Here is a 24,550-nt window from a genome sequence, read left to right as displayed (position 1 = left end):
TTCTCCCTCTCGGATTTCAGCCCTTGATGGCGCCGGCGGTCATTCCGGCGACGATCTGGCGGTTGAAGAACAGGTACATCACGAGCGGCGGAATGGTGATGAGCAGGATGTTGGTGAACAGCAGGTTGTACTGCGTCTCGTACTGGCTCTGGAAGTTGTAGAGCGTGAGCTGCACGGTGGCGTTCTGCTCGCCGGGCAGGAAGTAGAGCGGGTGGGTGAAGTCGTTGAAGACCACCACCGACTGCACCACGACCACCGTGACGGCCACCGGCCGCAGCAGCGGGAAGATCACGCGGAAGAACAGCCGCAGCGGCCCGGCTCCGTCGATGATCGCGGCCTCGTCCAGCTCACGGGGCACCGTGGCGATGAAGGCCCGGAACAGCAGGATCGAGAACGACAGCCCGTACGCGACCTCCACCAGGATCAGCCCCGGCATCGTCCGGAACAGGCCCAGCCCCTGCAGCACCCAGATCGTCGGCACGACCGCGGGCGGGATGATCAGCCCGGCCAGCACGAGGAAGTTGACGTACCCGCTCCAGCGGCTCGGGCGGCGCTGCAGCACGAACCCCACCATCGCAGCCATGATCACCATGATCGCCACGCTGGAGACCGTGAGGATCGTGCTGTTGATGAACGCGATGATGAGGATGAAGTCGCGCGCCGCCAGTGCTTCCCGCAGGTTGTCCAGCAACACGATCTGCGTGGGCCACGTGAACTCCAGCAGGCCCGCCTCCTGCTGCGTCTTCATCGCGGTGATGAGGATGAAGAGGAACGGGACGATGAACACCACGGCGAACGCGAGGATCGCCGCCGTGCCGAGCCAGTAGCGGGTCGCGGTCCTCACAGCTCGACCTCCTTGCGGTTCAGGAACCGCGAGAGCGGCAGGACGATCGCGGTGACGAGGACGAACAGCAGGACGTTGCCCGCGGTGGACAGGCCGTAGAAGCCCGCCTGGTACTGCTTGTAGATCACCGAGGCGATCACGTCGGACGTGAAGCCGGGACCGCCCCGCGTCATCGCCCAGATGAGGTCGAAGGACCGCAGCCCCCCGATCAGCGACAGGATGATCACGGTGACGGTGGCCGGGCGCGCCAGCGGCAGCAGCACGTGCCGGAACTGGTGCAGCGGGCCTGCGCCGTCCACCCGCGCCGCCTCGAAGTACTCCTGCGGGATCGAGACGATGCCGGCGATGTAGATGACGGTGGCGAGCCCGACGCCCTTCCACACGTCGACCAGCGCCACCGACAGCAGCGCGAGGGACGGGTCGGTGAGCCAGCCGGGGCCCGTTATCCCGACGGCGGCCAGCGCCTCGTTGATCGGGCCGCCGAACGGGTCCATCAGCACCTGGAAGGTGATTCCCACGCCGATCGTGCTGACCAGCACCGGGAAGAACACCACCGAGCGCAGGAACCCGCGCGCGATGATCTGCGACGTCAGCAGCACGCCGAGCAGCAGCCCGAGCACGACCTTCAGCGCCGAGGTGACGACCCCGTAGACGACCGTGTTGACCAGGCCGGTGACCAGGGCCGGTTCCCGGAAGAACTGGACGAAGTTCTCCAGCCCGATGAACTCGAACTCGAACAGGCTCCAGCGGGTGAGGCTGAAGTAGAACGACGCGAACGTCGGCACCAGGAAGAAGATCGTGTAGATGATCGCGGCCGGCAGGAAGAACCAGGCCGGGTACGGGCTGCGGGGCCGCCGCCCGGCCGGCCGGGCATGCGCCGCCCCGCGGGGGGCGGCGCTGCTCGTCGTGGTCGTGATCGCCATGGGTCGCCCTCCGGGCGGTTCGCCGCTAGTCCCAGCCCGGCAGCCCGAGCTGCAGGGCCTGCTTGCGGACGTCCTCGTCGTAGAGCGCCGCCCCGTCGGCGGCCGGGCGGATGCCCGAGCCGACCTCGACGGTGATCTGCTCGAGGGCCGGACCCTTGATCGGCGACAGGAACTCCAGCGCGGGGCTGAACGCGCTTGCGTCGACGAAGGACTGGAAGTCCCGCACCGCGGGCAGGACGTCGTCGGGCAGCTCGCAGCCGTCGACGGCGAACGGGCCGTTGGGGCGGACGCCCTGGGCGTAGGCCGCGCAGCCGGCGGGGCTCGCGATGAACGCCTGCAGCTTCTTCGCCGCGTCGAGCTGCGCGCCCTCGGTGGTCTTCGGGATGTACACCGCGCTGGGAGACCAGACCGTGAGCCCGTTCTTCGCCGGGTCGTCGCCGGGGATCGGGAAGATGCCGATGTCCTTGGCGCCCTCGGGCGAGGCGACGGCGAGCGTGGTGATGCCGTTGGTCAGCATCGGGTAGTGGACGCCCTCGCCGTCGCCCAGCTTGCGCATCCCCTCCTCCATCTTGGCGGTGGGGAAGTCCTCGTTGTAGTAGCCGAGGTCGTGCAGCTCCTCCAGGTGCTGCCAGCCCTTCAGCGCGGCGGGCGAGGTGGCGAACTTCGCCTGGCCCGCCGTGTAGCGCTCGGCGAAGTCCGGCTCGGAGGCAGCGACGTTGTGGAAGTCGCCGAGCACGAACAGCTGGGAGGTGTAGGTGTCGCCGTAGGTCTGGATGACCGGCACGCGGCCCGCGGCCTTCACGGCGGCGTTGTTCGCCATGAACTCCGACCACGTCTTCGGGATCTGGAGGCCCAGTTCGGCGTAGATGCGCTTGTTGTAGAGGATCGCCCCGGTCATCTGGCTGCCGAACGGCGCGCCGAAGACGTTGCCGTCGGCGGTGACCACCCGCTTGAAGTTCTCCTCGAGGGTGCCGACCCACGGCTCGTCCGTCACCGGCACGAGGTTCTGCACCGGCCCGATGGCCTGGAACAACGAGCCGGAGTTGTAGAGGAACAGATCCGGCATGTCCCCCGTGGCCAGGCGGGTCTTGACGATGTTGTCGCCCTCCGAGCCGCTCGGCCGGGACTCGAGGTCGACGGTGATGTCGGGGTTCTGGGCCTTGAAGGCCGCGGCCACACTCTCCGCGGCCTTCATCGTGCTCGCGTTGCTGTCGAGGACCCAGGTCAAGTTGACCCCGCCCCCGCCGCCGCCGCTCGAACCCAGGCTCCCGGCGCTGCAGCCGGCGAGGGCCAGCACGGCGCCGGCCGCGAGCGCGATCATCCGCAGACGACCGCGCGGAGATGTCTGGTTCCTCATCTGGACCTCTTTGTCAGGACGGGAATTTAAACGTTTCAGTTGCTGCGGCGACCCTATGGGGGCACCTGACGTGCGTCAAGTCACAGCTCAGCCGACGGCGAGGATGAGGATCATTTGTGAAAGGTTTCACCGCTGGTCGGAGGGGCCGCTGACCAGCCGGCCCACCGGCTCGCGGCGATCACGAGGACCGGGCCCGACGGCGGGGCCGCGGCGTACGGCGGGTACTTCGCAACGAGCGCGCGCAGCGCCCGGTCACGCAGCCGCCCGCCCTCGTGCACCGCGGCCGTCCCGTCCACGCGCACCCACCACAGGGCCGACCAGTCGTCCGCGTAGTGGTCCACGACGATCCCCACCCGCGGGTCGTGCTCGACGTCGGCGAGCCGCGCGAGCCGGGTTGTCGTCTTCGGCTTGACCTCGTCCACCGCGGAGCAGATCAGGTCGTCCAGCAGCACGAAGGTGATCGGCACCAGCCGCGGGGTGCCGTCGGGGCGCAGGGTGGCGAGGCGGGCCACCGGGGCCGCAGCGAGGAGGGACCGCTGCGCGGCGGGGTCGAGGGCGGGCACCCGGCGCAGTGTGGCGCGAAGCTGAGGTTCCTGCCAGACCACCGGGGCTACGCTCCGGGCGCATGGCTCCTCCCCCCGCCGTGGCCGTCGCACCGGGCGTCTTCCGCATCCCCACGATCGGATCGTCGGCCGTCAACTCCTTCGCCCTCGTCGACGACGACGGTTCGGTCACCCTCGTCGACACCGGCGTGGAGCGGGCGCCCGCGCGGATCGTCGCGGGGCTGGCGGCGCTCGGGAAGCGTCCCGCCGACGTGCAGCGGATCCTGCTCACCCACGCCCACCCCGACCACGCAGGCGGGGCGAAGGAGATGGCAGCCCGCACGGGTGCCTCGATTGCCGTGCACGAGGACGACGCCGGGTTCGTGGAGTCCGGCGAGTCACCCCCGAACGACCGGTCGAGCACGATGGGCCGGATCTTCGCGCGGCTGCAGAACGGGCGGTTCCCGGCCGTGGCGGTGGCCGAGAAGCTCGGCGACGGGCAGGTGCTGGACGTCGCGGGCGGGCTGCGCGTGGTCGCGACGCCCGGCCACTCCCCCGGGCACGTCTCGCTCCTGCACGAGCGCACGCGCACCCTGATCACCGGCGACGCGATCTTCAACGTGCTCGGGCTGCGCCACTCGCCGCGGATGCTCTGCAACGACTTCCGGCTGAGCAAGCGCACCGCCCACGTCCTGGGCGAGCTGGAGTACGACCGGGTGGGCTTCACCCACGGCCCGGAGATCGTCGACGGCGCGCGGGAGGCGGTCCGCAGCTTCCTCGCGAAGTCGGCGATGGCCTGAGGGGTACGGGCGCGGCTGCGTCCTTCAGGCCGTGCCCTCCATCAGGCCCCGGATGTAGCCGACGGCGTACAGCCGCCCCAGCACCCCGTACCCCGCCTGGGCGCCCACCTCGCCGTGCAGCGTCGGCACGTGGTCCGAACGCATCAGGCCGTCGAACCCGATGCCTCGGTAGGCCTCGATGCACGCCCGCATGTCCGTCGGCCCGGCGTCGTGCCAGGTCTCGACGAAGCTGTCGACGGTGCCCTCCACGTCCCGGAAGTGGACGAAGAAGACCTTCCCGCTGCCGCCCAGGTCGCGGATGGCGGCCGGGAGGTCGTCGGCCATGAGCCGGAAGTTGCCCTGGCAGAACGTGATGCCGTTCATCGGGCTGTCGGAGACCTCCAGGAGCCGCCGGAACCCGTCGACGCTCGACATGATGCGCCCGACGCCGCCCAGCGGGGAGATCGGCGGGTCGTCCGGGTGCATGGCCAGGCGCACCCCCGCCTCCTCCGCGACGGGGAGCACCCGCGCCAGGAAGTACTCCAGGTTCTCCCAGAGCTGCTCCTCCAAGATCCCACCCAGCGGGGACGGCGGCCCGGCCTCGAAGACCGCCCGGTCGAACCCGGTCACCGTGGAGCCGCCGCGCGACGGGACCGCGGTGCTGGTGCGCGTCCAGTTGCGGTCGGTCATCCACTCGTAGCACCAGACCGGTATCCCCAGCTCGCCCATGTTGCGCAGCAGGGTGCAGACGTTCTCGATCTCCTCGTCCCGGCCGGGCAGGCCGCGCTTGGCGAGGTTGAACGGCGGGCGCCACTCGATCACACCGAGGTCGAAGCCGTTGCGCTCGTAGAGGTCTTTCGTGCGGGCCATCGGCAGGCGGTCCCATGGCGCATCGTGCCCCGGCTGCGGCCGCGGGTCGCCGGGCAGCGTGCCCACCGCGTCCGTCACGCCCGCCTGGCGCATCAGCGGCCAGAGGCTGCCCTCCGCCCGGTCGGCCGGCAGCATCTCCGCGATCCTCATCGATCCCCTCCCCTGAGCCCGCGCCCGAACGTACCTCCGCATCCGCCCGCACCGACCGCCATCGGGACGTCGGCCACCGCGCGCCGGGCGATTCCTGTCGGTCGCCCGTGGGAGCATCACCCTGCCCGTGGAAGGAGACGCGATGACCCTCTCGTGGCCGAACCACCCGATCACCCTCGAGGAGTGGGAGGCACTGCCGGAGGACTCGGCGAACAAGCTCGAGGTCGCGGAAGGAATGCTCGTGATGTCCCCCAGACCCCTGTCTCGACACCAGAAGGCGGGGACGCGTCTCGAGACCCGCTTCGACGAGCAACTGCCGCAAGAGCTGACTGGCCTCACCGACGTCGAGGTGCTGATCACGTACGACCCGCTGACCATCCGTGCACCCGATGTGATCGTCACCCGTACCGAGCTGTTCGAGACCAACCCGCCTCGGTACCGGGCCGACGACGTTCTCCTCGCCGTCGAGATCCTCTCCACCGGCACCCGCCGGGTCGACCGGGTGCTCAAGTTCTCCGAGTACGCCGAGGCCGGCATCCCGCAGTACTGGATAGTCGATCTGGACGATCCGACCAGCCTGCTCGCCTACGTGCTGGTCGACGGCAACTACGAGCTGTCGGGCGAGCACACCGGCGCCGTCGGCCTCGACGTCGCAGGCCACCCGGTCTCGATCGACCTCCCCGCACTCACCCGCCGCTGACCGGTCGATACCGCAGCTTCCCGTTCGTCGTCAGAGCATGGAGATCGGAGTGGGACTGCCGAACGGCGGCGCGACGGTGGCGACGGAGGACCTGGTGCGGCTGGCCACGGGCGCGGAGGCGGCCGCGCTCGACTCGGTGTGGGTGATGGATCGCTGGCTGCGGCCGCGGCACCCGGTCGAGATGCCGGGGGTGCCGGTGCCGGTCGAGATGCCGGCGGACGGCTACGCGTGCGTGTTCGACCCGATCGACGTGCTCGCGCACATCGCCGCGATCACCACGCGGGTGCGGCTGGGCACGAGCGCGGTGCAGGCCGTGCTGCAGCCGCCGGTGTTGCTCGCCCGCCGGCTCGCCACGGTCGACCAGCTCTCCCGGGGCCGGGTGATCGCGGGCCTGGCCGCGGGGTGGATGCGCGAGGAGTTCGCCGCCGCCGGCCGCTCCCGTGCCGGCGGCGACCGGGTCGACGCCCACCTCGCGGCGCTGCGGGCGGTGTGGGGACCCGATCCGGTCGAGGTCACCTGCGAGACCTATCCCGTGCCGCCGTCGGACGTCGGGCCGAAGCCGTTCGGGCGGCGCACGATCCCGGTGCTGCTCGGCTACACGACGGCCGCCGGTATCCGGCGAGCGGCGCGCATCGCCGACGGGCTGCACCCCTACCGCACCGACGCCGACCAGCTCGCCGCCGACATCGCGCTGTTCCGGTCGGCGGCCGCCGAGGCCGGCCGCGACCCGGCCGCCCTGCCCGTCGTGTTGCGCGGCGACGCCGTCCTCGACCCCGCCGCCGGACGGGACCGCCCGCTGTTCCGCGGAACGGTCGCGCAATGGGCGGAGGACGTCGCCCGCGTCGCGGAGCTCGGCGTCGGGCACCTGGTGCTGCAGGTCGACGCCCCGGTCGAGGCCGCACTCTCCGCGCTCCACGACCTGCGGTCGCGGTCGGCGGACCACGACATGCGCGTCAGCCGAGGCGGACGTGGCGCAGGCTGACGGCGTAGCGGCGCAGCTGCCTGCGCACCCGGCCGTCGAGGTTCGGCACGATCGGCAGCCCCGCCGAACGCGCGATGTGCGTCGCGACGTCCGGGACCGGCAGGACGTCGGTGCGGATGTGCTCGGCGAACTCAGGTGCCTGGAGGCGGTCCAGGCACTCGTCGAGCTTCGTCACGGCGAAGCTCTCCCATTTCAACCCGAGCCCCCACCCCCGCTCGCGCAGCCGTCGCAGCACCGTGGCCCGCGAGGCCAGCAGCGCGAAGTGCCGCACCTCGTGCCCGTCCGCGCGCAGCCGGCCGACCACCTCGTCGAAGTAGTCGGAGTTGGTCAGCGTCATGGGCGCGATCACCGGGCCGTCGTGGTTGCGGAGGGCAAGGTCGAGGACCTCGCGGACGCCCGAACGCCACGCGGTGAGGTCCTGGAAGTCGCCGCGCAGCGGCCGGGGCGTCATCCGGTGCAGGCCGAAGCCGACCTCCTCCGGGTCGCACACGACACTGCCCGGCAGGCGCCGGTGCAGCTCGTACGCGGTCTGGGTCTTCCCGCCGCCGAACGGGCCGTTGATCCACAGCAGCATCCGGCGACCCTAGGGCATCTCATCATTCGAGAACCTGTTCCGCATCGCAGGATCCGTAGGGCATCCTAGCAACGGGCGCCACCCCGCCCGGCACACCGCTCGCCCTGCCGACCCAGGACGACCCCGCACTCCTGGATCGACGCTCGAAGGCGGCCCGTATGACCATCACCCTCTCCACCCGGCTGCACGACGTTCGCGGCTCGGCCATCCGCGACCTCCTCGCCCTGACCGCCCGCCCCGAGGTGATCTCGCTCGCCGGTGGTCTCCCCGGCACCGACCTGCTCCCGCGGGAGCGGATCGCGCAGGCCCTCGCCACGGCCGTGGCCGACCCGGCCGCCGTCCAGTACGGCGAGACCGCCGGTCTGCGGCCGCTGCGCGAGGTCGTCGCCGAGCACGAGTCCGAGCGGCTCGGCCGCACCATGGCCGCCGAAGCCGTCGTCGTGACCAGCGGCTCCCAGCAGGCGCTCGATCTCGTGGCGCGGGCGCTGCTCGACCCGGGTGATCCGGTCGTCGTCGAGGACCCGGTCTACGTCGGCGCCTTGCAGGTGTTCCAGGCCGCGGGGGCGACCCTGCACCCGGTGCCGGTCGACGCCGACGGGATGGCCGTCGACGTGCTCGCCGACCGGCTCGCCGCGGGCCTGCGCCCCCGGCTTGTGCACACCGTGTCGAGCTTCCACAACCCGCGGGGCGCCACGCTCAGCCCACCGCGGCGGGCGTACCTAGCCGAGCTCGCCGAGCGCTACGGCTTCCTCGTGGTCGAGGACGACCCGTACGGGCTGCTCGCCTTCGACGGGCATCCGCTCCCCACACCCGTGGCCGCCCACGGCGACCGCGTGGTGCGCCTGGGCAGCGCGTCGAAGGTGCTCGCCCCCGCGCTGCGGGTCGGCTGGCTCACCGGGCCCGCGCCGCTCTGCGCCGCGGTCGAGCGGCTCAAGCAGTGCACCGACCTGTGCACGTCCAGCCTCACCCAGCTCGTCACGGCCGAGCTGCTGGCCGACCACGCCTGGTTCGACGCTCACCTCGACCGGCTGCGCGCGGCCCTGCACGACCGGGCCGGAGCCCTCACCGGCGCCGTCGCGGGGGTGTTCGGCGACGCCGTCACCTGCTCCGTCCCGACCGGCGGCATGTTCTGCTGGCTGGAGTTCACCGATGGCACCCGCCCGGCCGACCTCCTTCCCACGGCGCTCGACCACGGCGTCGGGTACGTGCCCGGCACCGCGTTCGCCGTCGGGCAGGACCTGTCGGCCGCGGCCCGCCTCTGCTACGCCTCCAATCCGCCCGCGGAGCTCCACACGGCCGTGGAGCGGCTCGGCGCCGCCTGGGGCGCGAGCGCGACGTAGGGTTTCGCGGGTGCGCCAGATCCTCGAACTGCTGGAGCGCGACGCCCAGCTCTCCCACGACACCATCGCGACGATGACCGGCCTCCCGGTCGCCGAGGTGAGCGAGGCGATCGCGACCTGGGAGGCGTCCGGGGCGATCCGCCGGTACAAGGCGGTGGTCGACTGGGACGCCGTCGACGAGGACCCGACCAGCGAGACCGTCACCGCCTTCATCGACGTCTCGCTCGCGCCCGCCAGGGGCGTCGGGTTCGACGACGTCGCGGCGCGCATCGCGCGCTTCGACGAGGTACGCAGCGTCTACCTGGTGTCCGGCACGCACGACCTGCGCTGCACGGTGATCGCCCGCACGATCCGGGCGGTCTCGGACTTCGTGTCCCAGAAGCTCTCGACGATCGACCGCGTGCAGTCGACGGCCACGCACTTCGTGCTCAAGACCTACAAGCGCGACGGCGACGCCTTCACCGCGCAGGAGGCCGACCACCGGCTGCCGGTGACGCCATGAGGACGGCACGGTGAGGGAGCTCAACAAGGTCATCGCGGCCTGCCCGCCGTCGGGCATCCGCCGGTTCTTCGACATCGCCGCCGAGATGGACGACGTGATCTCCCTCGGCGTCGGCGAGCCCGACTTCGTCACGCCGTGGCGCGTGCGCGAAGCCGGGATCTACGCGCTCGAACAGGGCTACACCACCTACACCTCGAACGCCGGACTCCCGCAGCTGCGCGAGCTGATCTGCGCCGACCTCGCGAAGCGCTACGGCGCCGACTACGACCCGGGCGGCGAGTGCCTGATCACCACCGGCGTGTCCGAGGGTCTCGACCTCGCGCTTCGGGTGCTGCTCAACCCGGGCGACGAGGTGATCGTCCCCGAGCCCTGCTACGTGGCCTACGAGCCGTGCGTTGCGTTCGCGGGCGGCACGCCGGTGCGGGTGCCGACGCGCTGGGAGGACGGGTTCGCCGTCGACGCCGAGGTCGTCGCGGCCGCGATCACGCCTCGCACGAAGGCGATCCTCATCGGCTCACCCGCCAACCCGACCGGTGCGGTGCAGCCGCGCGCCGCGCTGGAGGCGCTCGTCCGGCTCGCCGAGGAGCACGACCTCTACCTGGTCTCGGACGAGATCTACGACCGGCTCACCTACACCGGCGGTCACACCTGCCTCGGCACGCTGCCCGGCGCCCGGGAGCGCACCGTGCTCCTGGGCGGGTTCTCCAAGGCCCACGCGATGACGGGCTGGCGGGTCGGCTGGATCTGCGCGCCGGCCGCCGTCGCGGAGCTGGCGGTGCGGGTGCACCAGTACACGATGCTGTGCGCGCCGCACATCTCGCAGCTCGCGGCCGTCGAGGCGCTCTCGGCGCCGGACGACGAGGTCGACGCGATGGTCGCCGACTACGACCGGCGCAGGCGCGTGTTCGTCAAGGGACTGCGCGAGACCGGCCTCGACTGCCCGGAGCCCGGCGGCGCGTTCTACGCGTTCCCCTCGATCCGCTCGTCCGGGATGGACTCGGAGACGTTCGCCGAGCGCCTGCTGCACGCCGAGCACGTGGCGGTGGTGCCCGGGAGCGTCTTCGGGCCGTCGGGCGAGGGCCACGTCCGTTGCTCGTACGCCACCGCGCTGCCGCTGCTGGAGGAGGCGCTCGTGCGCATCGACCGCTTCCTGCGCAGCAGCGCGGCGGGTTGATCAGCGGAACGCCTTCCGGTGGTCGTGCGCCCACTGAGGGAAGCTGCGTGACGGCTTCCCGGTGAGGTCCTCGACCTCGGACGTCACGAGGGTCGAGGCGGACCGGTTCTCCGCCGCCGACAGCAGGGCGTCCACCAGGGCGGACGGGCGCCCGTCGGCCAGCATCTGCGCTCGCGCGTCCCGGACGGGAACCTCCTCGATGCGCAGCTCCCGGCCGATCGCCGCCCCGATCGCCCGGACCTGCTCGGGGCGGCTGATCACCTCGGGGCCCGTCAGCCCGTAGGTCGCGCCCGCGTGCGCGTCGTCGGCGAGCACGCGGGCGGCGACGGCGGCGATGTCGCGCGGATCGACGACCGCCGTCGCCGCGGTGAGCGGGCCACGCACGATCCCGGTGTTGCGGATCTGCTCGGCCCAGGCCAGGGTGTTGCTCGCGATCGTGTCCGAGCGCAGCACCGTGTGCGGCAGCCCGTTCTCCCGGATCAGCCGTTCCATCCCGGCGTGCAGCGTGAAGATCGGGTCGGCCCGCTCCTCGGGCCCGCCCACACCGATCGACGACAGGTAGACCAGGCGCCGGGCGTGGCGGCCGATCGCCTCCAGCACCGCGGGCGCACCCTCGGTGGTGAGGAACGGCCACACGAGGAAGACCGTCTCCACCCCGGCCAACGCCGCGCTCAGCCCGGCCGGCTCGTCGAGGCGCCCCGTCGCGACGCCGACGCCGTCGGGCGGGGCCGCCCCCGGGCGCACGAGGGCGCGGACGTCGGCCGCTCCCGTGGCGCGGAGCTGGGAGAGCACGTGCCGGCCGACGTTGCCGGTCGCCCCGGTCACCAGGATCATCCGTCGTCCCTTCAGGCGGCGTCCTCCTCTTCGGCACGTGGGAAGAAGGGGAGCTCGAGGTAGACCTGATCCGCGGCCGCGAGGATCTTCGCAGCGTCGTCGACGGGCGGGTGGATGGCCTGGTTGATCCCCTTCTTGATCGCCCCGCCCTCGGCGCCCGCGACCATCACCCTGCGGTCCCAGCCGCGCGTGAAGATCCCGCCGGCGCCACCGAGGTCGAGGCACGTGACGTACGGGCCGGGCGTGAAGCCGCGCAGCGGCGCGCCGAGCAGGTCGGCTGCCGCGTTGTACCCGGCGACCTTGCCGAGCGGGGTGGCGTGCTGGCATGCCTGCATGGCCGTGTGCTCGGCGTCGAACGGCGCCGCGGCCGTGTCCCCGGCGACGAACACGTCGGGCAGGGCGCGCAGCTGCCGGTCCACCGGGACCCGGCCGAGGTGGTCGAGACCGTCCGCGATCTGCCGGGTGAGCTCGCTGGCCCGCATCCCCACGCACCACACCACCGCGTCCGCCTCGACCCGGCTGCCGTCGGACAGCACGGCGTACCCGTCGCCGACCTCCGCCACCGTCGTCCCGAGCCTGCGGTCGATGCCCAGCTGGTCGAGCGCCGACTCGATCTCGGCGCGGGGGCCGGGGCCGAGCTGGTGCCCGACCACATCCGAGCGGTCCACCACCAGCACCCGCCCCCGCTCGGCCAGCGCGGTCGCGGCCTCCAGGCCGACGAACCCGGCGCCGACCACCACGGTCGAGTAGCCCTCCCGGCCGCGCAGGTGGTCAATGAGCCGCCGGGCCCCGTCCAGGGTGTCGATGTCGAAGAGCCGTTCGCCGCCGGGCAGGCCGTCGGGCCGGACGAGCGCGCTGCCCGCCGCGAGGACCAGGCGGTCGTAGCCGATCTCCTCACCGTCGGCCACCACCACCCGCCGGCCGGTGTCGATCGTGCTCACCGTGGCCCGCAGGTGCTCGACGCCGATCGGCCCGAGGACCCTGCCGAGCTCGACCGTCGCCAGGTCCGGCTCCGGCTCGTACAGCCGCGGCCGCAGCACCATCTGCTCGTTCGGCGCGACGAGCGTGATGCGCAGGTCCGCGTCCCCGCGGGCCAGCGCCGCGCCCGCCGCGCTCCACACGCCGGCGAAACCGCCTCCGATGATCACAACGTGGGCCATTCGTGCCGTCCTCTCTGTCGTTGATCGGCAGGGAGACAAGACGGCGGGTTCAGATGTGACCGATGCGGGCGAGCTTCTCCGGGTTGGCCAGCCGCCGGAAGGCCGTGATCCGCCCGTCGACGACGTCCACGGTGTCGAGCCAGACCAGCTCGCCGCCGTCGAACGTCGCCAGTGCGGGCCTGCCGTTCACCTCGATGACCCGGAACGCGTCGGGGCGCCTGATCTCGATCTGCCGGACCGCCAGCAGCGCGACCTGCGCGGCGCCCACCACCGGCCTGCGCGCGGCGGTGACCTTGCCGCCGCCGTCGGCGACGTAGACGGCCTCGGGGTGCAGCAGCTCGATCAGCCCGGCCATGTCCCCCGCGTCCGCGGCCGCCTTGAACGCTTTGAGCACCCGTTCGGTCTCGGCCTTCGACGCCCGCGGCCGCTCCTCGACCGCAGCGACCCGGGCCCGGGCGCGGGAGGCGAGCTTGCGGCTGGCCGCGGGCGTACTGCCGAGGACGTCGGCGATCCGGTCGAACGGGAAGTCGAAGACGTCGTGCAGCACCAGCGCGACGCGTTCGGCCGGGCCGAGCGTCTCCATCACCACCAGCATCGCGGTGCTGACCGACTCGTCCACGAGCACAGCGGCGGCCGCGTCCGGACCGGTCAGCAGCGGTTCCGGCAGCCAGGGCCCCACGTAGGACTCCCGGCGGACGCGGGCCGACTTCAGCACGTTGTAGGCCGTCCGGGCGGCCACGGTCACCAGCCAGGCCCGCACGTCACGCACCGCGGACAGGTCGGCGGCAGCGGCGCGCAGCCACACCTCCTGCGTGACGTCGTCGGCGTCGGCCACCGTGCCGAGGATCCGGTAGGCCGCGCCGAAGACGGCGGAGCGATGCGCTTCCCAGTCGGCCTCGGCCAATGCCCCGCTCACAGGTAAGCAACTACCAGAGGACCTCCAGTAGTCGGACATCCACGGAGCGTAACCTTTATCCGGGGTTCATCCGACTGCAATCCGCACCCGGAAGCCTCGGGAGCATGGACAACACCGCCTGCCCGCTCTGCGCCCTGGAGCGCACCCCGGCCGATGCCACGGGCCTCGCCTGGAGCAGCCAGCACGAACCGGACGGCTCGATCACGTGGATCTGCCCCACCTGCACCCGTGCGCAGCTGTGGCGGATCGAGGCGCTGCTCGCGGTGGCGTCGCCGACCGCGCCGGCGGCACCGGTCCCGATGCGGCGCGCCGCTTGATCGGCACTGCCTGATGAACGTTGCTTGACGAAAACTGCCTGACGCCACCGCCTGATCAGGCGCGGCCCAACCCGGCCCGGAGCTCGCCGGCCAATCCCTGGAAGATCACCGGCCCGAGGTCCCGGCCTCGCCGCACCAGCCACGGCACGCCCCTGAACACCAGCCAGGCGGCCCGGTGCAGGGCCGTCACCTTGCGACCGCCGCCGCACTGCAGGCTCACCTCGCCCGGCACGGCGAAGCCGGCATCGGCGAGCAGCACGACGAGGCCTGCGGCGAGGATCCGGTGCCCCAGCTCGGACGGGTGCAGCCGGTCGACCGCCCAGGCCGCGCGCTCGTAACCGCCGGGCAACACGTCCAGATCGAGGACCCCGATGCCGTCGTCGAGCCCGGCGACGACCGCGTCGATGGCCAGGTTGAGCGCCACGACCCGGCGCCAGAGGGCCCGGCGCAGCGGAGCCGGCAGCGGGAACACCCGCGTGTGGTCGTGGTAGCGCATCAGCAGCACGTGCGCCCCGGCCGCGCGCAGCGCGGTCACCGTCGCGGCGAGGTCCGCCCCCAGCCGGACGGAGTCGAAGTCCGAGCGCAGGGTGTCGTTCATGCCGACGAAGACCACCGCGACGTCCGGCTCGGCCGCGAGGGCCACCGGGAGCTGGTCGCGGCGCACGTCGGCCATGCGGGCACCGGTGACGGCCGGGTTCACCAGGCGCGCGCCGAGCGCCCCGGCCAGCAGGACGGGGAACCCGCGCCATCCGCCGCCCGGCACGGGGTCTCCGAGCCCGGCGGCGGTGGAGTCGCCGAGCGTCACCAGCGTCCGGACGGGGCGGGGCTGCGGCGGCGGGACGAGTGCGAGTCGAGGCCGGAAGGGCTCGGGTGGCGGTGGCACAGTCGAGGGCTGCACGCTCACACCGCCACGATCACCGACCTCGGCTCACCAGGGGTGTTCGCGGGATGACGTGTCGAGGGCGATGGGACGAACGATCGGTGCGCTGACCAGCGAAGATCAGGCGACCGACCGGAAGGCGGGGTAGACCGGCAGCGTGCCGGGCGCGTCCGGGAACCGCTTCGCCAGTGCGTCGGCCACCGCGTCCCCGAGCTCGGCCGTTGCAGGGAGGCCACCGGTCTCGGCGGCCCGGGCCATCTGGCGCCAGTAGTGCCCCAGCGCGCTGCTGATCCGCGGCGACCGGGTGGCGTCGGGGCCGATCGGGCGGTCCCGCTCCCGGATGCGGGGCAGGAGCCACCACGTCGTGAGCCACACCCAGAGCAGCTGGGCGTGCAGCAGCCTGCGCTCGAGCACGCGGTGGTCGTCCAGGTCGGGCCACACGGCGGCGACCTCGTCGCGCCACGCGTCGAGCATCGTGTCGGCCAGACCGGCAGGCAGGGCGAAGCTCGCCTCGCACCCGGGGAACGGCACGCGGAAGTACGCCGCGTCGAGCGCGACGTCGCGGAAGCAACCCCATTCGAAGTCGACGAACCGCACGCCACGGCTGGTGACGAGGTTGTTGTCGGGACACGTGTCGGACGGGCTGAACGCCCGGTACCGGGTGCCGCCGAGCAGGCGGGCCGTCTCGTGGGCCTCCAGCACGGCCGCGGACGAGGCGTCGACCCCGAGCTCCCTGGCCAGCAGAGCCGGCCCCTTGGCGAGCGCGACGCGGGCGTCCTCGGCCACCGGGTCGCGCCAGGCCCGCTCCCCCAGCCTGCGCAGCAGCGCCCCGAAGTCGCCCTCGCGCCCCGCCGTGGCGGCCTGCATCCGGCCCAGCGCCCGAGCCCAGCTGAGCATGTTGCGCCGGGCGGCGTCCGGGTCGGGCCCGAAGAGCTTGTCGGCCAGGGTGGAGCTGCGCCCCAGGTCCTCCAGCACGAGCAGGCGGGCCTGCGGGTCGTGCGCGATCAGCACCGGGCTCGGGCGGGAGTCCGCCGGGAGCGCCGTGAACAGCTGGCAGCTCGCGACCTCGTAGTGGAACGGGTCGGGCCGGTCCGGATCGGGCTCGCCGAGGTAATGCTTGACGACGATCGTGCGCGGCAGCGAGAACGGGTTGCGCGCCAGCCGGGCGCGCGCCACCACCGACCGCTCGCTGCCCCCGAGATCCTCGGGGTCCGCGAGCACGACACCGGCGCCGGACCGGCGGGTGAGCAGCCGCTCGGCAGCAGCCAGCGCAGCGAGCACCGGCCTGGGAAAGCTGCCCAGGTCGCGAACCATCGTGTCGACCCTACCCCGCGGACAACCTTCGCCCGCCCCGTTCCGACCGCCTGCGGGCGAGCAGGAGCACGAGGGCGGCGGCGATGACGATGCCGACGAGGTTGACGGCCAGCTGGAGCCCGGACTGCATCGCCTGCACGTAGCGGCCCTCCACCAGGGCCACCGATGCGAACGCGGCGGCGGGCACGGTCGTCACGGAGATGAACACGCCGACGAGGGACGCCGATTTGGCGGAGGTCAGCGAGAGCATCCCGGCGGCCCCAGCGAGCAGCGCGACGATCAGCGAGAACGGCCCGACCTCGTAGATGAACGCCACCTGGTCGAGGTCGGCGAGCGCGGCGGTGGACAGCAGACCGACGGCGTCGAGCACGACAGACCCGATCGCCGTGACCGCCATGGCCAGCGGGAACCCGACGGCCAGCGCGAGTCCGCCGCGGCGGACGAGGTCGCCGCGGCGCAGCACGAGCCCCACGGCCACGGCCGCGAGCGGCCCGAACTCCGGCCCCAGCACCATGGCCCCCACCACCGTCACGGGCGAGTCCGTGATGGCGCCGACCGCGGCGAGCAGGCACGCGATGGTCAGGAACGCCTGGTAGCTCACCGACAGCCGGGACTCCTCGCCCGTGCGGGCCACCACCTCGTCCCAGATGACCGCGTCCTGCGGGTCGCCGGGTGAGGCTTCCACAGCGGCGTCGGCCGCGTCGGAGAGGCTGGTGTCGATCGCCTCGAGCGTCACACCGCCTCTGCGGTCGATGCCCAGCTCGCAGAGCTGTCCGAGCAGCTCGTCGGCGGCCTCGCGGGCGACGGCCGCCTCCACCACGTCACCGGCGGGCTGGAGGGCCGCTCCCCGCAGCACGGTGACGTGCGTGGCACCGGGTTCGGCGAGCAGGAGATCACGCACCGCGTCCGTCCGGTCGGCCGGCGCGATGATCCTCATGTGCAGCACGGGTTCACCCCCGCGGCTGCAATCACAGCTTGGTGGGCGGCTCGTCGGCGGCAGGCGACGCCGCCGGTGGTGCAGGCGGCGGCACCGCGTCGACGCCCGCCTCCTTGCGCTGCTCGGGCGTGATCGGCGCGGGCGCCGCGGTGAGCGGGTCGTAGCCGCCGCCGGTCTTCGGGAACGCGATCACGTCGCGGATCGAGTCGCCGCCGGAGAGCAGCATGCAGGTGCGGTCCCAGCCGAACGCGATGCCACCGTGCGGCGGCGGGCCGTAGGCGAAGGCGTCGAGCAGGAAGCCGAACTTCTCCCGCTGCTCCGCCTCGTCCATGCCGAGCAGCGCGAACACCCGCTGCTGCACGTCGGAACGGTGGATACGGATGGAGCCGCCGCCGATCTCGTTGCCGTTGCAGACGATGTCGTAGGCGTAGGCCAGCGCCTCGCCCGGCGCCTCCTCGAACCGGTCGACCCAGTCCGGGTTGGGCGAGGTGAAGGGGTGGTGCACCGCCGTCCAGCCCAGCTCGTTGCCCTTGTCGTCCCGGATGCGCTCGAACATCGGCGCATCCACGACCCACACGAACGACCACGCGCTCTCGTCGACCAGCCCGCACCGGCGGGCGACCTCGCCACGGGCCGCGCCGAGCAGGTCGCGGGCGTCGGACGGGTGGCCGGCGGCGAAGAAGATCGCGTCGCCGGGCGCGGCGCCGACGGCCTTCGGCAGGCCCTCCCGCTCGGCCTCGGACAGGTTCTTCACGACGGGCCCGCGCTCGCTGACCGTGCCGTCGTCGTCGACGAGCACGTAGGCCAGGCCTCGGGCGCCGCGCTGCTTGGCCCACTCCTGCCAGGCGTCGAGCTGCTTGCGCGGCTGGCTCGCCCCGCCCGGCATCACGACGGCCCCGACGTACGGCGCCTGGAACACGCGGAAGGAGGTGTCGGCGAAGTACTCGGTGAGGTCGGTGAGCTCGATCCCGAAGCGCAGGTCCGGCTTGTCGGAGCCGTAGCGGGCCATCGCCTCCGCGTAGGTGAGGCGCGGGATCGGGCGCGGGATCTCGTAGCCGGCGAGCTCCGACCACAGCGCCGCGACGATCGACTCGCCGAGCTCGATCACGTCGTCCTGCTCGACGAAGCTCATCTCGATGTCGAGCTGGGTGAACTCCGGCTGCCGGTCGGCGCGGAAGTCCTCGTCGCGGTAGCAGCGCGCGATCTGGTAGTAGCGCTCGGCACCGGCCACCATCAGCAGCTGCTTGAACAGCTGCGGGCTCTGCGGCAGCGCGTACCAGGAACCGGGACGCAGCCGGGCGGGCACGAGGAAGTCACGCGCGCCCTCCGGCGTGGATCGGGTGAGCGTGGGCGTCTCGACCTCGACGAAGCTCCGCTCGTGCAGCACGGTGCGCGCGATCCGGTTGGCCTCGCTGCGCAGCCGCAAGGCGGCCGCCGGGCCGCTGCGGCGGAGGTCGAGGTAGCGGTGCTTGAGGCGGATCTCCTCGTTGGCGTCGCTGTGCTCGTCGAGCGGGAACGGCAACGGCGCCGACTCCGAGAGCACGGTGAGCTCGGTGGCGGTGATCTCGATCGCGCCGGTGGCCAGGTCCGGGTTCTCGTTGCCCGCGGGGCGGCGCACGACCTCCCCGGTGACCTGCACGCAGAACTCCGCACGCAGCCGGTGGGCCCGCTCGGCCATCTCGCCCTCGCGGAACACCACCTGCGCCGACCCGGACGCGTCGCGCAGGTCGATGAAGATCACGCCGCCGTGATCCCGGCGGCGCGCCACCCACCCGGCGAGTGTCACGGACTGTCCGGCGTGCTCGGCACGGAGAGTGCCGGCGGGGTGGCTGCGCATCACGAGCCGAGGTTATCCGGCCAGGGCCAGCGCGTTTCCCGCACCCCAGGGCTCGAGCTTGCATTTCACTCGAACATTTGTTCGTATTGATTCGTGCGATGGGACAGCCAGCAGGTATCCGGCGACGGTGTAGGGCGAGAGCAAGCCCTACCCGGACTGCGCGGTCTGCTGCGGTCGGTCCGCACCCCGGAGTTCGCGGGCACCGTCTTCCACGAGGTCGAGGCCCGGTCCGCCCTCAACGAAGTGCGCGGTCCATCCCCCCTGCCGTTCCGCTGGACGATCAACCCGTACCGCGGCTGCAGCCACGCGTGCACCTACTGCCTGGATCCATCCACGCTCGTCCTGATGGCCGACGGTCGCCACAAGCCCATCGGTGACCTGGTGATCGGCGACGAGATCGTGGGCACGCAGCCGCGCGGCACCTACCGGCGGTACGTCGAGACCCGAGTGCTGGCCAAATGGTCCACCAGCAAGCGCGCCTACCGCGTCACCCTGGACGACGGCACCGAGATCATCGCCAGTGGCGACCACCGCTTCCTCACCGAGCGGGGGTGGAAGCACGTCGTCCGCCAGGCGCCGGGCGAGCCGCAGCGCCCGCACCTGACCACCAACAACCGGATGCTCGGCTTCGGGCTGGGCATGACCGCCGGCACGTATGCAGCACCGGTCGAGACCGTCGGCTACCAGACCGGTTACCTCACCGGGATGATCCGCGGTGACGGCATGCTGTTCGACGGCACCTATCCGGAACGCACCGGTCGAGGCGGGTCTCGCGTCACGATGTTCCGGCTCGCGCTCGCCGATGGCGAAGGGCTCGTGCACGCTCAGGCACTTCTCGAACGCGCCGGCGTGCGGACGACGCGACGACCGTTCGCACGTGGCACACCGACCCGTCGCCCGATCGACGCCATCTTCACCGCCCGCCGCGCAGACGTCCAGGCGATCCGCGAGATCATCAGCTGGCCTGCGGGAATGGAGCGGGACTGGGCGGCAGGGTTCCTCGCGGGGATCTTCGACGCCGAAGGCTCCTGCTCGAACGGCGTCCTGCGGATCTCGAACGCCGACGACGAGATGCTCACGACGACGGCCGCCGCTCTGAAGCTCCTCGGCATCCCGCACATCCGCGAACGGGCCCGCACGAACGGGGTGGCCACGATCCGCGTCACAGGCGGGCTGGCGGCCCGCCGCCGGTTCTTCGCGCTCACCGGTCCCGTGATCAGCCGCAAGCTCGGAATCCTGGGAGATGCGGTCAAGACGTCGACGTCGCTGCGGGTCAGGAGCATCGAGGATCTCGGGCGCACCCAGGAGATGATCGACATCACCACCGGCACCGGTGACTTCATCGCCAACGGTGTGATCAGCCACAACTGCTTCGCCCGGAACACGCACACCTATCTGGAGCTCGACGCCGGTCACGACTTCGATTCGCAGATCGTCGTCAAGGTCAACGTGGCGCGCGTGCTCGAGAAGGAGCTGCGCTCACGGCGGTGGCGTCGCGAGCCGGTCGCAATGGGCACGAACACCGACCCCTACCAGCGGGCCGAAGGGCGTTATCGCCTCATGCCGGACATCGTGCGCGCGCTGGCTCGGGCGGGGACACCGATGTCGATACTCACGAAGGGCACCGTGCTCACCCGGGACCTGCCGCTGCTCGCCGGCGTCGCCCGCGACGTACCGGTCGGGCTCGGCGTCTCGATCGCGCTGCTCGACCGTGGGCTGCAGCACCGAATGGAGCCGGGCACTCCATCGCCCGAAGCACGCCTCGAGCTCGTCCGGCGTATCACGGACGCCGGGCTTCCCTGCGGCGTCATGGTGGCACCGGTGCTTCCGCTCCTGACTGACTCGACCGAGGCGCTCGACACGCTGCTCGCCCGTATCGCAGAGGCGGGCGCGCGCGGCGCCACGGTGCTTGCGCTGCACCTCCGCCCCGGCACCCGCGAGTGGTTCCTCGCCTGGCTGAATCGGGAGCGGCCCGACCTCGTACCTGCATACGAGCGGCTCTACCGCCGCGGCGCGTACGTCGATCCGGGCTACCGCAAGGCGCTGTCGGAGCGGATCGGGCCGCTGCTCCGCAGGCACGGGCTGGCAGGGGGCGTCCCGACGATCCGACCTGCCGCGCCTCCACCAGCAGAGCCGCACGGCGAGCAGTTGAGCCTCCTGCCCCTTCCGGCACCGGGCTCGCCCGCGGGCCCCCCGGTCGGCTGATGGCGGGACACGTTCGTCGGAGCGGTTCCGCTGACGATGCGCGAAGCTTCCACAATGACTCACACCTTGGTGGTGATGGGCGTGTCCGGGGTCGGCAAGACCTCGGTCGCCGCCGCGATCGTCACGCGCACGGGTTGGACCTTCGCCGAGGGCGACGACCTGCACCCGGAGGCCAACCGCGTGAAAATGGCGGCCGGCACCCCGCTCGACGACGAGGACCGCTGGCCGTGGCTGCGCCGGATCGCGGCGTGGATCGGCGAGCAGGAGGCCGCCGGGCGCGACGCCGTGATCACCTGCTCCGCGCTGAAGCGCAGCTACCGCGACCTCCTGTGCGACGGGCACACATCGGTGCGCTTCGTGCACCTGCTCGCCCCGCCCGCGCTCCTGCAGTCCCGGGTCGACAACCGCCGCGGCCACTACATGCCGCCCGCCCTCCTCGGCAGCCAGCTCGCCGCGCTCGAACCGCTCGGCCCCGACGAGCCCGGCTTCGCGGTCGACACCGATCGCTCCCCCACCGATGTCGCCGACGAGGTGCTGATCCGGATCGCCGCCGAGCGGAGCACACCCGATGCGCCGAGCGGGCGCGAGCCGCGCTGACGGCGACCTGCACAGCCGTTCACCCCCAGGTAACGGGCCGGTGACCGCGCGGCAGCCACCGGCGAGCGGACGGGACGGGAAGGCGGCCGCACGCGTTGACAGGATGGGAACGTGCCTGCTGACCATCCGGACGAGCCCACCGGGACCGTGCGCGGCAGACGCGCGTCCGGTCGGCACCGGACCGATCGGGACGTCATGGGGCCACCCACGCCCGAGGTCGGGTTCGCCGCCGTGCACGAGCCCGACCGGCCGGCCGACCGACCGCGGCACGCACGCGGTCCCCAACCGCCCGACCGCCGGCCACCGGCCGGGGACGGCGCGTTCGACGACTGGTACGGCGGCGGCGCGTCCGACGCCGGTCGAGCCGGGGGCGAACGGAACGGTGCCCCGAACGGCGGCTGGGACGGTGCCGACCTGAACGGTTCCGACCGGAACGGCGCAAACTCAAACGGCGCCGAGCGGAACGGCGCCGATTCCAACGGTTCCTACCGGAACGGTGCCGACCGGAACGGTGCCGACCGGAACGGTGCCGATTCCAACGGCGCCGCCTGGAACGGGGCCGCCTGGAACGGGGCTGACCGGCGCGTCGACCGGAACGGGGCCGGCCCGAGCGCCGACTGGAACGGCGCTGGTCGGAGCGGTGCCGCCTGGAACGACACCGACTGGAACGGCATGGATCGGAACGGCGCCGATCGGAACGGGGACCGTCGGGGAGGCTCCGAGCGCGCGACCCGGCACCGGGACGACTTCCCCCCGGACACGGCGCACCGCGCTGACAGGTACCCGGAGCGCCCGTACGAAGCGGACACGTATGCCGCCGGCCCGTACCCACCCGATCGGTACGCGCCCGATCCCTACGCGCCTGATCCGTACGCACCCGATCCGTACGGCACCGCCTCGGACCGGCTCGGCGTCGACCGGTACCCGGCCGATGCGTCCGGCCCCGGCTCGTACCCCGAGCGCCGCACCGCCCGGTCGGGCCCTCCCGAGACACCCGGGAGCAGGGCCGACCGCACCGGGCCCCCGGCGGTCACCGACCGGTACCCGGCGCCGCCGCACGAGCCCCTGGCCGGCCCGGACCTCGCCCCGGAGTTCGAACCGGGCACCGACCCGGACAGCAACACCGGCGCTGTCACGATCGCCGGCAGCGACGTCACGGCCGACCCCGAGCGCCGTCGGGTACCGCAAGACCGGGCTCGCGGGCGCTTCGACGCCCCCGGTCCACTGCCGGACCCGGATCGGTCCGCCGACGCCCCGGCTTCGGCCGCGATGCCCAGCCGGCGACCGGGTGACCCACCCGGCGCCGTGGCCGACCTCTTCGTCGAGACCACCGCGGAGACACCCGCGCTGACCCCGGAGCTGCTGGGCCTGCACGACCGGGCCGCGGCCTCGACGGCGGCGAAGACGGACGAGGCCGACGAGACCGAGGAGGCCGACGAGACCGACCAGACCGACGACACCCCGCCGGCTCGCAGGCGGTTGCTCGGCGTGCCACTGCCGTTCCCGCTGCCCATCTGGGCCGCCCGGCTGGGCGGGGCGAAGGACGGTGTCGCAGCGGCAGGACCAGGCCTCGCGCACGGCCACGGCCACGGGCACGGTCCGGCCCGTCCCGCCGGCCGGAAGGTGCGGATCCTCATCGCCGCCCTGCTGGTGCCGTGCGGACTCGCCACGCTCGTCGGGCTCGTCGTCCTCTGGCCGTTCGGCGGCGTGCCCACCGCGGCCTACCCGGTCAGCCAGGAACCGGTGAAGGCGCAGGTGACCGCCATGACGGTCACCGACTGCAGCCCGGGTTCCGGCGACCGTTCCTGCGTCGCGCTCGTCGTCCACATGGCGGACGGGCCGCGCCCAGGCCGGGACCTCGTGCAGGTGATGCCGGTCGAGCCGGGCACCCCGCGGTTCGCGGTCGGTGACCACGTGGTGCTGGGCTGGTCCGGTAGCGACGCCGACGACGCGGGCTCCTACCAGGTGGTGGACTTCCAGCGTGGCGCTCCGCTGGCGTGGCTCGCGGGCCTGTTCGCGGCGGCGGTGCTCGTGCTGGGGCGGTGGCGCGGCCTGGCGGCGCTCGCCGCGCTCGGGCTCAGCTTCGTCGTGCTGCTGTTCTTCGTGGTGCCCGCGATCCTCGCCGGGCGCGACCCGCTCGCCGTCGCGGTGGTCGGCGCCTGCCTGATCATGTTCGCGGTGCTGTACCTCACGCACGGTCCGTCGGCCCGCACGTCGACGGCCGTGATCGGCACCCTCCTCTCGCTCGCGCTGATCGGCGCGCTCGGCGCCGCCTTCTCGGCCGCGGCCGAGCTCACGGGCCTCGACGACCAGACCAGCAACCTGATCGCCACCCTCGGCACGGGCGTCGACGCCCGCGGCCTGCTGCTCGCCGGGGTCGTCATCGGCGCGCTCGGTGTGCTCGACGACGTCACCGTCACCCAGACGAGCGCCGTGTGGGAGCTCCGTCACGCCAACCCCGGCATGAGTGCGCGCGGCCTGTTCGCGGCGGCGATGCGGATCGGGCGCGACCACGTCGCGTCGGCCGTGAACACCCTCGTGCTCGCGTACGCGGGCGCTGCGCTTCCGCTGCTGTTGCTGTTCTCGCTGTCCGGGCGGGGGTTCGCCGACGTCGTGACGTCGCAGGACGTGGCCACCGAGATCGTGCGGACCCTGGTGGGCAGCATCGGGCTCGTGGCATCGGTGCCGATCACCACCGCGCTGGCGGCCGCGGTCGCGGCGCGGGAGACGGTGCCCGCGGCCGAGAAGGCCGCCTAGCCCACCGTCCGCCCCCTGGGACAACGCTTGCCCCGGAGGCGTGCGAACGGTGATCCTCG

At 72.6% G+C, this 24,550-nt stretch carries 23 protein-coding genes; 10 read left to right on the top strand and 13 right to left on the bottom strand.

Annotation, left to right across the window (positions count from 1 at the left end):
- Nucleotides 1-16: 16 nt before the first annotated feature.
- The 4 genes from FB388_RS13090 to FB388_RS13075 all read right to left on the bottom strand — a co-directional run bounded on the left by FB388_RS13090 (nucleotide 17) and on the right by FB388_RS13075 (nucleotide 3,687).
- Entirely contained in the window at nucleotides 17-844 is an 828-nt protein-coding gene (locus FB388_RS13090) for a carbohydrate ABC transporter permease (RefSeq protein ID WP_211361886.1), read from the bottom strand.
- Nucleotides 841-1,767, bottom strand: coding sequence for a carbohydrate ABC transporter permease (locus FB388_RS13085; RefSeq protein WP_142100745.1), 927 nt, complete (start codon nucleotides 1,765-1,767; stop codon nucleotides 841-843). Before FB388_RS13085 ends, FB388_RS13090 begins: the two co-directional genes overlap by 4 nt.
- 25 nt (nucleotides 1,768-1,792) lie before the next feature.
- Nucleotides 1,793-3,124: an ABC transporter substrate-binding protein gene (locus FB388_RS13080; protein WP_142100743.1), complete on the bottom strand. Its 1,332-nt coding sequence runs from the start codon at nucleotides 3,122-3,124 to the stop codon at nucleotides 1,793-1,795.
- Nucleotides 3,125-3,234: 110 nt separating this feature from the next.
- Nucleotides 3,235-3,687, bottom strand: a complete 453-nt coding sequence (locus FB388_RS13075; RefSeq protein WP_142100741.1) for a TIGR03668 family PPOX class F420-dependent oxidoreductase — start codon at nucleotides 3,685-3,687, stop codon at nucleotides 3,235-3,237.
- Between the two features lie 62 nt (nucleotides 3,688-3,749).
- On the opposite strand from FB388_RS13075, the gene FB388_RS13070 reads away from it, so the two are divergent.
- Entirely contained in the window at nucleotides 3,750-4,466 is a 717-nt protein-coding gene (locus tag FB388_RS13070; RefSeq protein WP_142100740.1) for an MBL fold metallo-hydrolase, read from the top strand.
- Between the two features lie 24 nt (nucleotides 4,467-4,490).
- On the opposite strand, the gene FB388_RS13065 is transcribed toward FB388_RS13070, so the two are convergent.
- The gene (locus tag FB388_RS13065) at nucleotides 4,491-5,465 is read right to left on the bottom strand and encodes a mannonate dehydratase (protein ID WP_142100738.1); all 975 of its coding nucleotides are present in this window, start codon (nucleotides 5,463-5,465) and stop codon (nucleotides 4,491-4,493) included.
- Between the two features lie 142 nt (nucleotides 5,466-5,607).
- On the opposite strand from FB388_RS13065, the gene FB388_RS13060 reads away from it, so the two are divergent.
- Both FB388_RS13060 and FB388_RS13055 read left to right on the top strand, forming a co-directional pair.
- On the top strand, nucleotides 5,608-6,165 hold the full coding sequence (locus tag FB388_RS13060) for a Uma2 family endonuclease (RefSeq protein ID WP_142100736.1): 558 nt from the start codon (nucleotides 5,608-5,610) through the stop codon (nucleotides 6,163-6,165).
- A 49-nt stretch (nucleotides 6,166-6,214) separates the two neighbouring features.
- Nucleotides 6,215-7,147 carry a TIGR03619 family F420-dependent LLM class oxidoreductase gene (locus tag FB388_RS13055; RefSeq protein ID WP_170225592.1) on the top strand — a complete coding sequence of 311 codons (933 nt, stop codon included), beginning with the start codon at nucleotides 6,215-6,217 and terminating at the stop codon, nucleotides 7,145-7,147.
- Here FB388_RS13055 and FB388_RS13050 read toward each other — a convergent pair.
- A complete protein-coding gene (locus tag FB388_RS13050; RefSeq protein WP_142100732.1) occupies nucleotides 7,119-7,721 on the bottom strand; it encodes an AAA family ATPase in 603 nt (200 codons plus the stop codon). The two genes, FB388_RS13055 and FB388_RS13050, sit on opposite strands and share 29 nt — an antisense overlap.
- Nucleotides 7,722-7,879: 158 nt before the next feature.
- Between FB388_RS13050 and FB388_RS13045 the strand changes: the two genes are divergently transcribed.
- From FB388_RS13045 to FB388_RS13035, 3 genes are read left to right on the top strand one after another with little or no spacing between them, the layout of a single operon-like run.
- Complete coding sequence (locus FB388_RS13045; RefSeq protein ID WP_142100730.1) at nucleotides 7,880-9,061, top strand: aminotransferase-like domain-containing protein; 1,182 nt, start codon at nucleotides 7,880-7,882, stop codon at nucleotides 9,059-9,061.
- A 10-nt stretch (nucleotides 9,062-9,071) separates the two neighbouring features.
- Complete coding sequence (locus FB388_RS13040; RefSeq protein ID WP_170225591.1) at nucleotides 9,072-9,563, top strand: Lrp/AsnC family transcriptional regulator; 492 nt, start codon at nucleotides 9,072-9,074, stop codon at nucleotides 9,561-9,563.
- Between the two features lie 10 nt (nucleotides 9,564-9,573).
- Entirely contained in the window at nucleotides 9,574-10,737 is a 1,164-nt protein-coding gene (locus FB388_RS13035) for an aminotransferase class I/II-fold pyridoxal phosphate-dependent enzyme (RefSeq protein WP_142100728.1), read from the top strand.
- Here FB388_RS13035 and FB388_RS13030 read toward each other — a convergent pair whose 3' ends face one another.
- Genes FB388_RS13030 through sigJ form a run of 3 tightly spaced genes read right to left on the bottom strand, consistent with a single transcriptional unit; the run spans nucleotide 10,738 to nucleotide 13,647 of the window.
- Nucleotides 10,738-11,571, bottom strand: coding sequence for an NAD(P)H-binding protein (locus FB388_RS13030; protein WP_211361885.1), 834 nt, complete (start codon nucleotides 11,569-11,571; stop codon nucleotides 10,738-10,740). It abuts the gene before it with no gap.
- An 11-nt stretch (nucleotides 11,572-11,582) separates the two neighbouring features.
- On the bottom strand, nucleotides 11,583-12,731 hold the full coding sequence (locus FB388_RS13025) for an NAD(P)/FAD-dependent oxidoreductase (protein WP_142100726.1): 1,149 nt from the start codon (nucleotides 12,729-12,731) through the stop codon (nucleotides 11,583-11,585).
- A gap of 49 nt (nucleotides 12,732-12,780) precedes the next feature.
- Nucleotides 12,781-13,647 (bottom strand): RNA polymerase sigma factor SigJ, encoded by an 867-nt coding sequence (gene sigJ / locus FB388_RS13020; protein WP_246121880.1) that lies wholly within the window; start codon nucleotides 13,645-13,647, stop codon nucleotides 12,781-12,783.
- A gap of 104 nt (nucleotides 13,648-13,751) precedes the next feature.
- Between sigJ and FB388_RS13015 the strand changes: the two genes are divergently transcribed.
- A complete protein-coding gene (locus FB388_RS13015) occupies nucleotides 13,752-13,964 on the top strand; it encodes a hypothetical protein (protein WP_142100722.1) in 213 nt (70 codons plus the stop codon).
- A gap of 55 nt (nucleotides 13,965-14,019) precedes the next feature.
- Here FB388_RS13015 and FB388_RS13010 read toward each other — a convergent pair whose 3' ends face one another.
- From FB388_RS13010 to aspS, 4 genes are all read right to left on the bottom strand, one after another.
- Entirely contained in the window at nucleotides 14,020-14,862 is an 843-nt protein-coding gene (locus FB388_RS13010) for an SGNH/GDSL hydrolase family protein (protein ID WP_142103008.1), read from the bottom strand.
- 102 nt (nucleotides 14,863-14,964) lie between these two features.
- Nucleotides 14,965-16,158, bottom strand: a complete 1,194-nt coding sequence (locus FB388_RS13005) for a hypothetical protein (protein WP_142100719.1) — start codon at nucleotides 16,156-16,158, stop codon at nucleotides 14,965-14,967.
- A gap of 10 nt (nucleotides 16,159-16,168) precedes the next feature.
- Nucleotides 16,169-17,104 (bottom strand): DUF389 domain-containing protein, encoded by a 936-nt coding sequence (locus tag FB388_RS13000; protein ID WP_142100717.1) that lies wholly within the window; start codon nucleotides 17,102-17,104, stop codon nucleotides 16,169-16,171.
- Between the two features lie 22 nt (nucleotides 17,105-17,126).
- A complete protein-coding gene (gene aspS, locus FB388_RS12995; protein WP_142100715.1) occupies nucleotides 17,127-18,935 on the bottom strand; it encodes an aspartate--tRNA ligase in 1,809 nt (602 codons plus the stop codon).
- 90 nt (nucleotides 18,936-19,025) lie between these two features.
- Here aspS and FB388_RS12990 point away from each other — a divergent pair, with 90 nt between their 5' ends.
- From FB388_RS12990 to FB388_RS41055, 3 genes are all read left to right on the top strand, one after another.
- Nucleotides 19,026-21,137, top strand: coding sequence for an intein-containing Rv2578c family radical SAM protein (locus tag FB388_RS12990; protein ID WP_211361884.1), 2,112 nt, complete (start codon nucleotides 19,026-19,028; stop codon nucleotides 21,135-21,137).
- Nucleotides 21,138-21,191: 54 nt separating this feature from the next.
- A complete protein-coding gene (locus FB388_RS12985; RefSeq protein WP_142100713.1) occupies nucleotides 21,192-21,734 on the top strand; it encodes a gluconokinase in 543 nt (180 codons plus the stop codon).
- A gap of 111 nt (nucleotides 21,735-21,845) precedes the next feature.
- Nucleotides 21,846-24,491 (top strand): YibE/F family protein, encoded by a 2,646-nt coding sequence (locus FB388_RS41055; protein WP_342787894.1) that lies wholly within the window; start codon nucleotides 21,846-21,848, stop codon nucleotides 24,489-24,491.
- Nucleotides 24,492-24,550 lie beyond the last annotated feature (59 nt).

The sequence above is a fragment of the Pseudonocardia cypriaca genome, from assembly GCF_006717045.1.
Classification (GTDB): domain Bacteria; phylum Actinomycetota; class Actinomycetes; order Mycobacteriales; family Pseudonocardiaceae; genus Pseudonocardia; species Pseudonocardia cypriaca.
The sequence above is the reverse complement of the archived record's forward strand: the minus strand, read 5'-3'. Positions and strand labels throughout refer to the sequence as shown.